This is a genomic window from Granulicella arctica (genome assembly GCF_025685605.1).
In the GTDB taxonomy this organism is placed as follows: Bacteria; Acidobacteriota; Terriglobia; order Terriglobales; family Acidobacteriaceae; genus Edaphobacter; species Edaphobacter arcticus.
The window spans coordinates 51,625-66,488 of record NZ_JAGTUT010000006.1; the positions used below are offsets into that span (position 1 = coordinate 51,625).

Here is a 14,864-nt window from a genome sequence, read left to right on the forward strand (position 1 = left end):
TCCAATGCGGACAAGCAGCCGGCGGCGAGTTGGGCATATTGTTCTACGGGCTCAAGAGAGCACCAGTCAGATGTACGTGAGCCGCCGGCGGGTCAGATTATCATTCGGGGTCAGACCACCAATAAGTCCGCGACCCTTTACCTGTTCGCCCCTGAAGTCTCCACCACCCCACGCTTCAGGTCAACGAAAACCCTTCTCATCCTCAAGTGCGGCCGCGTCGCGGCCATCGCTGATTATCATGCCTAGTAAAAGGGAAACAACTGACAATAGGGGCACTCAGTGTTTAGCTGCTCAGCATCGAGACAGTGATTGCTTTCGCGATTCAATTCGCTAGCTCTGATGCAAGCAACTTTACTGTTCTGCTTTCAGTTGTTGCGCTTAGGTAATTAACTACCAGTAAGAACTCCCGCACAGATGCTTCGTCGCACCCCCGAACTGTGTGTAGCAAAGGCAAACTTTCGTTTGACATGAGTTCCGTCCTAGGTTAGTTTCTGCCTATCGGTAATCTAACATCTAAACGGAAGTGCTCCCGGGCAGCAGTGGCTCACCTATTTCTAGCGTTTTGCTGATGATACGGTTTCGTCGAAGCACATTCCTATAACGCCTGCATATGAATCTGAATGGAACCATTGACGACCATAGATCGCCCGTTCGTGGATAGTAGAGCAACAACACCACTACAAAGGAATCGTGATGATTACTAGGCGCAACTTTGGGAAGCTGGGTATGGGACTGGCTGCCACAAGCAGATTTTCTCCTTTTCTATTAGTTTCGAGCGCTGATGCTCAAGGACACAGTACGACAGGCGAAGGCGCAGATATCCGCCGTGTAGGCGTACGAAGCAACGGTGCATATTGGGGGCATGGAGGTGAGAAAATCGATCTGCTCTCAGGCAATCTTTCTTACTCAATGTCGTTGCTGCGTGCAATGAGTCGATCTTGCAGTGTGCCTGTCTCATTGACCTACAACTCGCAGATATGGAAGCAAGGGCTAGCAGGCTCGAAGTCTTATGGGAGCGACTCCTGTGTGGGCTATGCGTGGCGTCTGCATATTTCATCCGTTATTCCTGAGACGAACGGCACTACCGCCAGTGGTTTTACATTCGTCGACGGTTCTGGCGCAGAGTACCGCATGACGCAAAGCGGAAATGTATGGCGGTCACTTAATGGTCACTATGTAACCTGGGATCCGGCACAGTCGACGCTTTGGCTCGCAAACGGCTCGTCAATGACGTTCGGATCGGTCGCAGGGCCACATGAGGACGACGCAGGAACAATGTATCCAACCTTAATTCAGGATACAAATGGTAATCAGATAGTGGTTAGCTACCTGGCTGGGATCGGTCAGACAGGTAGCAACTCAAGCGGAAGGATTTCGCAAATTCAAGATGCCCGTGCTGGCTTTGCTGGAGACGGCCAATTCAGCTACATCTTTATGTATAGTTCTGGCCAGTTGCCGCGGTTGCACTCGATTGTCAACACAGTCGGCAGTTTAGAGAACTATTCGTTTTCTTATGTGCAACAACAAGTATCGTCCCCTTTTGCGGAAGCTAACAGCGTCAGCATCCAGGTAACGATGCTCGCTTCTGTGACAGATGGAACCGGGCTAAAGCATATCTTTGAATACAATCTTCACGGAGAATTGACCCAAGGCCAAAAGCCGCAAGGGGGGGTTCTGGGGTGGGACTACCGGACCTACAGCTTCCACAACGGCCGTGCCATTCGAGAGGTGTCAAGTCGCTCACTGTTGGATCCTCATTCGCCTTCAAACTCACATACACATTCGTTTGATAGAGACCCTTCCGATAGTGGCGAAGAGGTTCACAGTTCTGCAATTGTGAGCGGACCGACTGTCGGCGCACGAAAAATATGGAGCTTTTCCAGTGCTTCTGGATCAGCCCATTTGGGGCATGCGTTGTCGGTTTCCTCATTGAGTGGAGCAAAGGTTGCGCGGCAGAAGTCATTTGCATGGAGCAACACGGATACAGGGATTCCATACATCTCGAATCAAACCACCGTACTTGATCCGGGCACTGCCGGCCAAAAAACATCGAGCCATCAGATTTCCCGTGATGCCTATGGAAATCTAGCGTCACACGAGCTGCTCGACTATGACAAAAGTGCGAGTCCTGCTCGGACTATCAAGCACACGCATGTGACCGATCAGGCTTATCTTGCTCGCCATATCCTTAATTTGCGGAACTCGACCGAGGTGCAAGGCGGTGGGAAGGCGGTGAATACTCGCAGCTTGAAGTATGACACTACTCCGATCATCGACCGTCCAGGCCTTACGAAACACGATTCGACAACATTCAATGTTGGAAACGCCTTGCGTGGCAACATAACCGAGAGCTATGTAGGAGGTGTCTATCGTCGCGTTCAATACGACATCACTGGTACTCCAAGTGTCATACAGGACAGCACTCAGGGTCAGATCTCCTTGGTTCCAGCAGAAGACAGCAATAACACTCGGCTAGGAATAATCATCCCGAACAGCAACGAAAATCTGGCCATGCAGATGGGCTACTCCGGCGGAAAGCTGACGACGGTGACCCGTCCGAATGGAAACCAAACGGCTCTATCCTATGACAGTCTAGGCAGACCCGCTACTACAGCCGACTCGAACGGACGGCTTGTCACCTTCGGGTACGATAATGGCCCATCTACGGTCACCAGTTCACTCAATGGCAGGTGGCGGAGAGCAATCTACGGCGGCTTCGGCCAAGTGATCAAAACCGAGAAGGGCGATGAGTCAGGTACCCATAGTTTAGTGCTAAACACCTATGGGCCGGCAGCGAACGCCCCTATGGGTAATCTCGTGCAGACATCACTGCCGCAAGCACCGGGAGACGAACCACAGTGGATGAATACCGCTTACGACGATCTCGGTAGAAAGATATCTCAGGATTCAGTAAAGACGGGCGCCCCCACCACGTTTTCCTACTCTGGAAACTCGGTGAAAATCGCCAGTCCTTCAGGTCGATGGAAGAAGGTCTTTAGAAATGCAACTGGCCAGATCCAAAAAGTTGTGATGCCGGATGCAAGCAACACCACAACTGTAGAGACCCAGTACTCGTACAACGCTCTAGGAAAGCTGATCTCGGTTACGATGCCAAGAGCCGGTGCCACACAGACTCGAAGTTTTTCCTATGACTCCGGTGGCCGAGTGACCCAGAAGCATCATCCCGAGAGCGGTCTTAAAAACCTAGTCTACAATCAAGATGGTACTTTAGCGTCGACAATGGATGCTAAAGGTCAGAGTTGTGTGTATACCAGGGATGCCAATAAACGGATCACCCTGGTTAATCGAGTTACTGCCAAGGGCGATCCACTTCCGAATGAATCCTATTCCTATTATTACGATAGCAATTCGTTCGATTCAGCCTTTTCCAAAAATACTCAAGGACGTATTGCGGCGGTGCAATGGGGAAATGCTAACACCTTGCCTGGTCTTATGACTGAGATGTACAGCTATACCGTCTCCGGTCAACTAGCTGCAAAGCGTCTCAGGGTGAATCGCGGTGGCAACAATGCCGATCTTGAGTTGCACATAACTTACGACGGGGAAGGCCGGGTTGCATCGGTAACGTACCCCTTCGGAGATCCAACTCTGTCCTATACCTACGATTCCATGGGGCGTCTAAGTGGCGTTTCGACTGCCTCCGATGCAACCGTCAAGGATGTCGCGTACGACAGCTCAGGGAATCTGACCTCGATGAAACTCTATGCCAAAAACATAGGCCAATACCTCATTCAGGGATATCAGTACAACACTCGTAACCGGGCTACACGTTTGATCGCTGCACCGGCAGACCCAACATCCGGAGGCGGGCAGCTTCCTACTGTCGATCTCGCCTATACCTACCGTTCCAATGACGGCAAAGTGATCTCCGAAACAGATAACATTACAGGGACATCAGTATCCTACGGCTACGACAGCCAAGACAGGCTTGCTGCAGCCGTAAGTAGCGATGGAGCGTGGGGCTTAGGCTACACGTATGATGAATTCGGCAATCGAACCAGTCAGACCTTGACCCAGGGTCGGGGCTATTCTCAACAGGTTGTGTACGACCCTGCGAACAACCGGATCGTAGATTCTAAGACTGACTACGACGCGAGCGGCAACCTCGTTCAACTTCCGTATATGCAGATGAAGTACGACGCAAATAACCGGCTTACTCGGCTTGAGAGTCCGAGCGGGGTAGAGCATTTTGGCTACGACTACAAGAATCTGCGTGTTTGGAAGGTGGCACCGGATGGCACGGAGAGCTTCGATTTTTATAGTGGGACCATAAATCTCGCGACCTATATCTTGGCAAAGGATAAGTCAGGAAATCTCGCTTTCAGTGTTGCCAAAACCGACATCTACTTCGGCAGACGACTCGCCCAGTCGGCAGGGGATGTGGTTGTCACCGATCGACTTGGATCAACTCGTGCTTGGAGCGCAAAGAAAGGTGCGAAGACGGCCAACTACATGCCTTTCGGCGAGAAAATTAAGAGTCAGGACGACGAACGAAGCAAATTCGATGGGTATGAAGATGATGTCAACACGGACCTGAAGTACGCCGAGCAACGCTACTATTCAAGTACCCTCGGCCGGTTCATGTCGCCTGACCCCTATGAAGGAAGCGCAAATCTTTCCAGCCCGGAAAGTTGGAACCGGTACGCATTCGTGGCCAACGATCCCATCAATCGTGTTGACCCCCATGGACTCATCATATCCGGGACTTCAGGCCCATCCGGCGATCCTGGCAACACCGGCAGCGGCGGCAAAGGAGGCGGAGGCGACAGCAGCCCCAGTCATGGTAGCGGTGGCAGTGGCGCAATCGGTACAAATGATCCCGAGCTAGATGATGGTACACCAGCCACATCGGGCTGGACTCAATCTGTCCATTACGATTCCAATGGATCTTACGAAGTTACAAATGACTATACGGGTGTTTATGGCAACACTCTAGAAGTCATAAATGACTATAGCGCCGATGGCACGATGAATGAACTCCAAGTCTACGATAACAACGGGAATCAGATATTTGGAGGAAGCGACGCCGATTTCACTTCAAGCCTGAATCAAAGCTTGCTCTCTCTTCAGAACGCCATGGCTAAAGATACCTCTGGACAAAATCTCATAATTGGGATTGGAACAGTTGGCACATCTGTCGACGCGGTTCTTTCGCCTGCTGTTGCAGCCTTAATTGCGATGTTCACTGCTGCGGACGCAACTCCCTATGCTGTTACCGCGACTGCGGCACAGATTTTAATAAATAACTGCCAGGCGTGGATTACGTGGGCGACAAGCGCCGCGAAGCATTAGAGAAAAAACACTTGAGAAATAGGGGCAAACAATGGTGACAAACAACATACTGAAATGCAGTCTTCTGGCATGGATTCTGTTATTCGCTCCCGTTCGAAAAAGTGAGGCCCAAAATAATATCCAACCATCCGAGGTCACCCCGATTCCGCCGCCGCCGGCTCTTCGCATCGTTCATGGCCACGCTGTAGATTGCAGTAAAGGAACGGCATGTTATGGCTTATCCGGTAAGGTGAGAGTGCATGTTGTAATCGGAAAGGATGGTAGGGCTGCTTCGATAATTCCATTAGGGGGGGACAAGCGCTTCTTTGACGCGGTTGTGAATGCGGTGCGCTTATACCGTTTTAAATCTTGTACCGAAGGTCGGGATGAATGCGGTTACGATTTTACAGTCAATCCTTAGCTGCATACTTGGGAAATCTGTGCATCCGATGCGAACACTGCTTTCTTGATAAGGCAGTGCAAATGATGAAGGCAGGAGCCAACGAGGGATGCCATCATATGGCGTCTTGTAATCGCTTCTTCTGACGACAAGATATATTTGCTGCGGATTATACGCGACCAATATGGCGATGGTCCTATTGAGTTATCAACGATTCCCATAAGGTAGAAGCCTGCGCATAGACTTAGCAATGAGTAGTAGACGACACACAGCCAAGAACCGCCACAACTTGATACTTCATAGCGTTGTTCCCGAACCTATCCATCATAAACAATTGGGAGCATTTATCAATTGCCGCCTGGTGAGCATGTTGTTACTAGAGGAGCCTATGAATAATTTTAGCGATCGAGGAGAGTACTCGTGCTAACACGCCACGGACATGTAATTTGGTTCACCGGGTTGAGCGGTTCCGGCAAGTCCACGCTGTGTGCGTCGACAGCAGTATTGCTTGCAGCCCAGATGAGACCAGTGCAGATTCTTGACGCTGATAAGGTGAGAGAGGAACTATGCTCCGATCTTGGTTTCAGCTTGGACGATCGCTTTGAAAACGTACGTCGTCTCACCTACGTTGCGAAACTCTTGGCACAAAACGGAATCGTAGTCCTCGTAGCTGCTATCAGCCCACTTAACACGATGAGAGAAATGGTGCGATCAACAATACCAGATGTTATAGATATTTTTGTCGATGCTCCGCTTGCGGCTTGCGAGTTCCGAGACCCAAAAGGGCTCTACAGACGGGCACGTAAAGGACTAATTACGCAAGTCACAGGAATCGACTCGCCCTTTGAGCCGCCATCAAATCCAACAGTGACGTGCCACACCGCAATAGAAAGTATTGCCGAAAGTACGCAAAAGGTATTCGCGGCACTCGAATCTCGTGAGGGAATATCCGTTTCGATTCCGTCATCCCGTCGTAAAACCCTAGCAGTAGATTTCGACGGCGTTATTGCTGACTATACCGGCTGGAAGGGGGAGGGAGTACATGGACTTCCCCGGCGCGATGTCTTGGAAGCTCTGGCAGCCCTGCAGCGTGAAGGTTGGAAGATTGTGATTCACACGACTCGCTCAGAAACTGATATCAGAAATTACCTAATTAATCACAAAGTGCCCTATGACGAGATTAACAGAAACTCGGACTACCGGAACCTCGGTGACAAGCCAGTCGCAACGATCTACTGGGATGATCGTGCTCTTCGTTATTCCGGCGACGCTACCCGAGATCTACGTACGATTCGGCAGTTTGCGACCTGGAGCGGCCGGGAGTAGTACATGTAGTTAAAGCGAGAATATCGACGCCTCAAGCAATTTTTGGTATGGTTCAAGCGTCCATTGTGCAGCCAGCCTGCGAACTGAAACTGGCGCATTGCTCAGCTTCCAATCGCGGTCATCCACATGGATGCGGATTGCTGCTGGGTCTTTGGAATACGTCTGGAACGCACTTGCAATCTGTTTTGCATGAGTATCAGGCATCTCTAGATTTATTAGCTGTGCTGCCTTGTAGATGTTTGCGAGATTCATGTGTTGGTAATCAAGGACCCAGCATCGATCATCGAGATCTCTATGCGCTGCTTTTAAAAATCTTCCCAGACCCCGTGCGCAATACTCTTCCATCGACATTTGTCTCGTCTCGGGTCCAGTGAATCCAAAGACGTTTTCTTCGTCATAAGGAGCAAGGATAGTTTTCAACCAATCTGCGGGGCCTGCCAGATTCGATGCGATAACCTCAATAGGATTTCTGACATTCACAATGAAAGGAACAGACGGCCAAACTGAACGCATATGTGAGATTCGCAGAATGTTAGCAGTATGAGCCTTGATCACGACTGGCAATCCAAAGCATGCGGTGTATAGGCTTACAACCGCGCGAAGAAGCAGAGCGCGAATGTTATCCGCACCTTCGACACCAAGTGCAATACCTTGAAATGTATTTTCCCTAATAAGGCTTTCGATAACGGATGCTTCGGACAAAGTGGTACACTCTCCGCCTGCTTTAAACGCATTCGTGAGAAGAGTTGAGCCACATCTGGAAACGTGAAAAATTATGCAAGCAGGATCTATAGAAGGAAATGAAGCGGCGATTTGAACCAGTTCCTCAATGCCAGTGGTTCGTTCGGACGTTGAAGGTGCTAATCGAAGGTTCCGTATTGTTTGGTTGTAAAACGGTTCCGACATCTTCTTAGATTCAACGTCCAGCCATGTAACCGACGGCACGGGTAAGCTGAAGTTGAAATATATAGGTAACCAACGATCCCACCGTTCACTGCCCATCTGCACTCGCTCCCTTTGTGTTCAATATCACAATAGTCATGCCACCCTGCCAAAACCGTAATGGTTTCCGCCGTCGAGACTGTAGTTTATGGAACGCGGGCTTTATCCACGTTCCAAGCTCGAAGAGCGTCAAATTTATAGCTTGCTCTCTTTGATAATCACTTCACTCTAATCAAATTGCGCCTTTCCAAAGGACCTTGTGCGCCAAGCTGTTTGCCTCCGTCAACTCTTCCGAACGCGAGTCCAAGCAATAGATCATCAAGCTCTGTCATGTTAACGCAGAGATCCTTTGCGACTTGTTGACGAGTAATGCCCTCTTCCTGAAGCGCGGAAAATGCTTTCGCGAGCAATTGCGAGGCTTCGTGACGTCCTGGATCGGGCTCATTCTTGGTGTAACCGCGCTTTGAGAGCTCCACATAAATGGTTCGATAATGCCAATCGCTCAAAATCTTCAGAGTGTGAAAACGATAGGCGAGTGCAGCCGCTGAGACGGACCAGATCTTCTTCAGACGAACAAGGGTTTCTGTAGTTGTGAATTTTGGGGCATGAGCAAGGACGCTAGCACGCGGCATCAAGAAGGCTGAAGCAAAGGCGTCCGCTTCCTTTTCGGCCTGTCGACCTTGAGGGGCAGCATGCCTATGCAGAACCAAGTGACCTAGTTCATGCGCTGCATCGAATCGGCTGTGCTCCGCTGTTTTCTGGGTGTTCAGAAATACAAAGGGAGTTCCGCCCCTCCACATTGAAAAAGCGTCAACTTCCTTTGCTTTAACCGAGAGCGCAAAAATGCGTACGCCCTTACTCTCCAGCAGGTGGACCGTATTTCGCACTTCGCCAACACCGAGGCCCCATTCACGACGGAGCGCCTCAGCAGCCGCTTCCGGACTTTGATCGCGTCCAATCTCTGGAATATCCGGATGAGGGAGCTCGAACCGTTTTTCCAACCAACTATTCAAGTGCAGTGCGATTGCCCCTTGGCTTAGAGCCATGTCGCGCTGCCAAGCGTTCATTTTTGATTGAGCACGAAAACTGGCGGTGTCAGGGGTCGGCTCATTCAGATCTTCCCCAAAAAAGAAGGCTACAGGAAATTTAAGAACACGGCCCAGATCTGCTACAGCTTTGGTACTTGGTTTAAACTCGCCTGCCTCATAGGCAGAAATCGTGCGCAGCTCAAGGCCAACTTCGCTCGCCAAGTCGGTTTTGGTCATGCCACGACGTCTACGCGCAACAGCAAGTCTATTGGGATTGAACCCTGGGGCTTCACGCTCGTCGTCTAACCTCAACGTGAATTGTGTCGTCGCTTCCGGTCTCTGCTGATCCACTTCCATCCCCGCCTCTATCGTTGTCATGTACGAGCAATACTTCATCACCATCGAATGGGATAGAAGCAAGGATGATGCGCTCAGCCCATCCATCTACTCTTCCGTCAATCCCAATAGCGATAGGTCGGGACAATTCACATCGAACGCTTCTAGTCATCGTGTCCCGGTAGGTGAGGAGAAGCCAAGTCGACCATTCCTCAATTGCCTCGAGGTCGATCGGGTCCGGAGGTGCGTCCATGTCTGAAAACAATCCTAGCTGAGCCCGATTTGAACTGGTTGCATCCTTAATCGTCACGCCCTTGGGATTTCGCGTGCGTGGAACCATCCCTTCGATACCTGTGCACTCATCGCCAGAAGAGACCGTAAGCGCGATTCCAGTCTCTCGCATAATGGTAAGCGGCAGGTTGCGATCGTTATGGCGTTCCCAACCTCGTGGGACGAGCCCCTCCCGAAGCCCACAATTTGCTTCACCCCAAGCCATGATGCCAGCAAAAGCGGGTGGATGATTTTGCGTGCAGTTTAGCCAAGCAAAGAAGCCGCGCTTAACGGGATCTAGCAAGAGCTGCTCAGTCAGACCGAGTTTCCTCAATCTGTCTTCGACTTCGACTGGCTTTGTAAAGACTCGTTGTTCCAAGCAACCTCCAGGACATCGCTTCCTATATTCTTACCACAAATGAGGGAGAAAAATCGGAACTACTATCAGTTCGCAGTAAACGAGTTACATGCCAAGTCCATACCCGTGCGAGCGCTCGGGCACAATCTCAATTTTAGGCTCAATTTTCAACTCGGGCGCATGAGCACTCTGGTGCGAAACGTCATGCCCAAGCGCCGCTCCCAGCCCTGCTCGATCATTTGTAAAGAGCTGCGCATCATGCGCTCCGCGCGAGACGGCGACATAGGCCATGCGGTTGTTGAGCAGGTCCTTGGCTCCCAGCTCCGTATCAACATTAATCAGCACCCGGTCGGCAGTCTGTCCCTGGCTGGAATGGCTGGTCACGGCATAGCCGTGGTCAAGATGCGGATGCTTCGCTGGGTCAACCTCGACCGACCGACCGCTATCCATCTTCAGGGTCATCCGGCTCTCGCCGATGTTCTCGACCGTCCCCAGCTCCCGGTTTGCCAGCTTCAACTCTGATGACGGAGCGGTAAGCTGCACCCGGTCCCCGACGGAAAACTCTCGATCCTGCTCGCGATAGATCGAAACACCCTGCTGCCGGCGCGGGTCGTAGCTCTTCTCTGTGCCGTCCTGCAGCTCGACTGTGAGCCGGTTGTTTGGAGCGTCGATGCTCTTGACCCTGGCATACTCGCCTTTGGCGATGCCGGTCTCCTGCGAACTCCGACTATAGAGAAGCACGTCGCCGGCGTCGTACCTGGCTGCCCAGATTCGGTCTGCCCCAGTGAGATCCTGACGCGGCACCAGCACCTGGGTCCGATGCTCCTCCTGGCCGACGATTCCCCTGGACTGCAGCTCGGCGTGAATCGCCTGATTGATCTCCATGCGGGAACGATTGTCGGGCGAGACGACCAGCGTACTCTCAGGCGACCGGGCATACTCCTTTGCGATGGCCCCGATCCGCTCTTTATTTCCCTTCACCTCATGGATGCGGCCCTGACGCTCCAGGCCGGCAATCGCCTCCCCAACCTGGCCATGGGCGAGCTGCTCGACGGTCTGCTTCAACTCCGGGTCTTTCTGGCGCACGATCTCATCGAGCTTCACCGTCTTCATGCCGCCGTCCTGCATCTGAGCGAAGATTCGGCCAGCCTCCACCGATTCATGTTGCCGGGTGTCGCCGACCAGGAGAACGCGGTCGTTCGGGTGCAGGCGCCCGATGAACTCGTGCATCTGCCGGGTGGAGGTCAGCGAACTCTCGTCAACCACATAGAGCCGCTGCTCGCCGGTGTCTCTCTGCTGGCCTCGGGCGAGATGCTTCTGCAAAGTTGAAGTCTCAATCCCTGCCTCGGCCAGCTTCGCCGCCGCGCCGCTCGTCGGCGCAAAACCCTCGATCCTGATTCCATCCCGCTCGACGCCTTCCCGGATCACCGCAAGAGTGGTCGTCTTCCCTGCCCCGGCAACGCCATCCAAGCCAATGATCTTTTCCCGGCTCAAGAAAACCTGATCGACGGCCTCCCACTGGGCTGCGTTTAGTTGCGGATGTCGGTCCTCGGTCTCGATCCGCGTCCGACCCTCCACCAGCATCGGGTCGTCATAGCCACGTCGGGTTCCTTTCTCAACGTGCGCGAGGATCTCGCGTTCCATCTTCACCATCGTAGCCGTCGTATAGTGCTGGCCCTCGTGTTTTGGACCGTGATCGACGGTGCGGAACTCCCCAGCCTGCTTCCTTCGGTCGAACTCTTGACGTACCTGGCTGAACGAGGCCTCCCCCATGCTCCGGTCCAGGGCCGCTGTCAGGATCGATCGCCCGCTCTCGACCGCCGATCGCTCGAAGAGATGATCGCGGGCATAGGTGACACCCTGCCGTGCTGCCAGCTCCGGTTCCCGACTGACCTTCTGCGTATGCTCCCGCGCTTCAGCCACAACCCGGTCTGCCTGATGGCCAAACCGCTCGGCCAGTTCGCGGTGCTGCTGCAACACCTCTCCTTGCGACAGGAGCTCCTTCGAATCCCGCGTCCGGTGAGCGGCAACCTGTGCCGCGGCTGGTCCGTCCAGACCTTCGGCGCGGAGATGGTCCTTAATCTGTTCGCGACGTGGGCTCGATGCTTCGAGGTACTGCTTCGTGTAGCCCTTGATCTCCGGCTGGCCATACTCCCCGCGCTCGACCGTGTAACCGAGATCCTTAAGCCGCACCGCCAGCTCGGTCTGATAGACCTTGGTCGCGTAGGTCTGCGAGCTGTACATCTGGTGGGTTTGGAGAGAGCGTGTCTGGCCGTTCTCCCGCTCGGTCACATTGAAGATCACGGCATGGGTGTGGAGCTGGGGCGCGGCATAGCCGTCGACCGGCCGCGCGGTGTCGTGCTCAAAGGTCGCGGCGGCAAACTTGCCCGTCGTCTCCGGCTCCCGGACGTTGCCGATTCGTGCCTGGGTGTACCGTTCGAGCTCCGAAAGCGCGACCCGGACACTTTCCCGGTGCGCCTCCCGCACTCGGTCATCACCGCCCACCAATGCCGTCACTGAGACCGACTTCGGCGCGGAGAACGTCGCATCCCACCCGGCCCGGTGCTCGACCGTGGTCACTTCCCTGCCGTTCTTGCCTTCGTAGGTCTTCGATACGGAGTGCCGGACGAGTTGCTCTTCCGTCTGGGGATGCTGGCCTTCGCTCAGCCGGGCGAAATGTTCGGAGCCGACTAAACCCTGCAAGCCCCACTGGCTGGCCAGCTTGCCCTGCCATTCCGAGTGGCCCTGCTGGTCGCGGCTCCAGTAATTCTGCTTCTCGGACGCGAACTCGCGCGCGTGGTACGTCCGGGCCTGGCCGGCGGAGAGCGGTTTGGAGGAGATCGAAAGCAAAAGAATCTCTATCCTTTGTGGAAGCTGACATAATTAGTGATCTTCACAACACATTCCAGGAGGCAATCGTAGATGGACGTTTCAATCAAGTCGTTCGACGTGGACATGGCAATCAAGAACAAGGGGATCGAGTTGGAGATCCACGAACCCGGTGGCAAGATGCTTGGCGATTTGGTTGTGACAAAAACTCATCTCATCTGGTGTCCTGGAAGAACGAAGCGCGAAAACGGCCAAAAGATTAAATGGACCGATTTCATTGACTTAATGGATTCAGTTAAGCAGCCCAAGAAACCTAAGAAATCAGCGAAGAAGGCTGTCAAGCTGGTCGCTCCTGCGCCTGCTCAGGAATAACGTCTCTCCTCTAATCAAGCCCCTGCGATTCGTCCCAGACGAACGCAGGTTTTGGCTTTGCCGAAGTTGTAGGAGTGACTGAGACAGGGACCTGGACGGCGGCAGGACTCTTGGTCGAAGGAGCGGAAACCGACGCCGGAACTGCGACAGGTTCTGGAGCCGGCTTCGTCTCGACCGACAGCACGGAAGCCGTAAGAATTCGGTTCGCAGCCGGCGCTTTCGATTGCAATTGACGTGTTGGTGGGACGCCCGGAATCTCTGGGGCCTTGGGTCGTGGGAGCAATCGTTTGGTCATTCGGTCAGAGGTTTCGAGGCTCCAGGCCCACAACGAAAGTTGAGGTTGGTTCTGCTTCCACCAGCCTCGCTCCCATCGTTCCCGCCGCCAGGCACCGATCACAAGCCAGACAACGAACAACACTGCGAGCCCAAGCGCCGGCTGCTCAAAGAATCGCCAGAAGGGATACCCGTCATAGATCTGCTGCTCAAGAACGTTCTCGAGCAAAGCCGACTTTACCTCGTGGGGATTCTCGCGACGGACCGCGGTCCACCCCTCGGCGAGAGCTTCATCGCTCAACCGAAACGGCTCGGGCGAGTACGTCCCGAGTCTCGGTCCGAGCGCCAACTGAACCAGGTCTTGCTCGGTCGCAAGCTCCGACTTCCCTTTCCTGGTCTTCCAAAGCAGACGCGTTTCGGTCGTCGCGGCGGGGTTGTCCCGGTGCCAGGAGCTCGCCAGATAGTCGGTCGCATAGTACCGCTGGAGGGGCGTCATCGTGTACAGAAGAGGACCGAGCAGCGGCGTTAAGTTCGTCGCGTTGAACACCCCGATGAGGATCACAAGCGCAACCAGCAGGACCGGTTTCCTCATCGTTTGCCTCCATTTTTTTCCTCGGCGGCGGCAAAATCCTGAAGCAGTTTGCGTGCGGTTTGCTGCTTGCGGGAATCCGCCGTCTCACGGATCTTGAGCACGGTTTCGGGTGTCAGATGAGCGCCGTCCTGGGTCGCCGTTGCGCTCGCGTGGAACAGATTCAGGAGCATGTAGCGCGTTGCCGCGACCTCCGCCAGGAGCACCTCGCTCGTGTCCGGAGTCGGCCGCGCAGCCTCAAGAGCAACATCGCGGAGCCACGCTGCGAGCTGCTTGCCAGAGCGCTTAGCCGCGAACTCGATCTCGTCCAGCTCTTCAGCGGAGAGTCGAGTCGCTACTGTTTTAGCGCGGGGAAGGTTCCGAGCTTCTGGGTCGGGGATCGTCTGGGAGCTTGAAACAGGGCCTGTGCGGGGAGTGCTCAAAAGGTACCGCCTTCGAAACCAACGTAAGGCGAATCCCTGTGAGCCGTCAAGCCTGTAAACGGCTCTTCTAGAGTATCCCTCCTAGAATGAATATGTTTACGCCGGAGTAGAGAATTCGTTTACATAGGTCGTGCAGTTCTATGGCCGCGTTTACGCATCCAAGCTAAGTAGTTGAATTCACGCACGTTTACATTCGTAAACGACCAGTCGCTCCACAGCAACCCTTTGGGGGTGATGTGTCATTATTTCTCCCGCTGCAAAGCAGCGCAGGCCTTCTAGCTCCGGCTAGGAGGCCTCAGAGAGCCACTGGAGCCCTGCTGGGAGGGCGAAAGGGGCGAAGTCCAGGTGGACGACACGGCGATGTCCTAGGACGCGCGCAGGGCTCGACGCATGGAACCCTGCGCATGTGCGATCCAGGCAGAACACG

General features: G+C 53.7%; 8 protein-coding genes. 3 read left to right on the forward strand and 5 right to left on the reverse strand.

The genetic code is table 11. The features are described from left to right. Positions 1–693 precede the first annotated feature (693 nt). Together OHL20_RS24480 and cysC are read left to right on the forward strand one after the other, a co-directional pair. Positions 694–5,313 carry an RHS repeat domain-containing protein gene (locus OHL20_RS24480; protein WP_263385931.1) on the forward strand — a complete coding sequence of 1,540 codons (4,620 nt, stop codon included), beginning with the start codon at positions 694–696 and terminating at the stop codon, positions 5,311–5,313. A gap of 799 nt (positions 5,314–6,112) precedes the next feature. Next, entirely contained in the window at positions 6,113–7,018 is a 906-nt protein-coding gene (gene cysC / locus OHL20_RS24485) for an adenylyl-sulfate kinase (RefSeq protein ID WP_263385932.1), read from the forward strand. Positions 7,019–7,027: 9 nt separating this feature from the next. On the opposite strand, the gene OHL20_RS24490 is transcribed toward cysC, so the two are convergent. The 3 genes from OHL20_RS24490 to mobF all read right to left on the reverse strand — a co-directional run bounded on the left by OHL20_RS24490 (position 7,028) and on the right by mobF (position 12,802). Continuing rightward, a complete protein-coding gene (locus tag OHL20_RS24490) occupies positions 7,028–7,720 on the reverse strand; it encodes a hypothetical protein (RefSeq protein ID WP_263385933.1) in 693 nt (230 codons plus the stop codon). A 458-nt stretch (positions 7,721–8,178) separates the two neighbouring features. Then, entirely contained in the window at positions 8,179–9,432 is a 1,254-nt protein-coding gene (locus tag OHL20_RS24495) for an ImmA/IrrE family metallo-endopeptidase (protein ID WP_263385934.1), read from the reverse strand. Between the two features lie 625 nt (positions 9,433–10,057). Continuing rightward, positions 10,058–12,802: a MobF family relaxase gene (gene mobF / locus OHL20_RS24500; protein ID WP_263385935.1), complete on the reverse strand. Its 2,745-nt coding sequence runs from the start codon at positions 12,800–12,802 to the stop codon at positions 10,058–10,060. A gap of 72 nt (positions 12,803–12,874) precedes the next feature. Here mobF and OHL20_RS24505 point away from each other — a divergent pair, with 72 nt between their 5' ends. Beyond that, a complete protein-coding gene (locus OHL20_RS24505; RefSeq protein ID WP_263385936.1) occupies positions 12,875–13,153 on the forward strand; it encodes a hypothetical protein in 279 nt (92 codons plus the stop codon). Between the two features lie 10 nt (positions 13,154–13,163). Here the strand turns inward: OHL20_RS24505 and OHL20_RS24510 are convergent, their stop codons facing one another. Together OHL20_RS24510 and OHL20_RS24515 are read right to left on the reverse strand one after the other, a co-directional pair. Then, positions 13,164–14,018: a hypothetical protein gene (locus tag OHL20_RS24510; protein WP_263385937.1), complete on the reverse strand. Its 855-nt coding sequence runs from the start codon at positions 14,016–14,018 to the stop codon at positions 13,164–13,166. Continuing rightward, positions 14,015–14,437, reverse strand: a complete 423-nt coding sequence (locus OHL20_RS24515; RefSeq protein WP_263385938.1) for a plasmid mobilization protein — start codon at positions 14,435–14,437, stop codon at positions 14,015–14,017. The genes OHL20_RS24510 and OHL20_RS24515 overlap by 4 nt, the downstream gene beginning before the upstream one ends. Positions 14,438–14,864 lie beyond the last annotated feature (427 nt).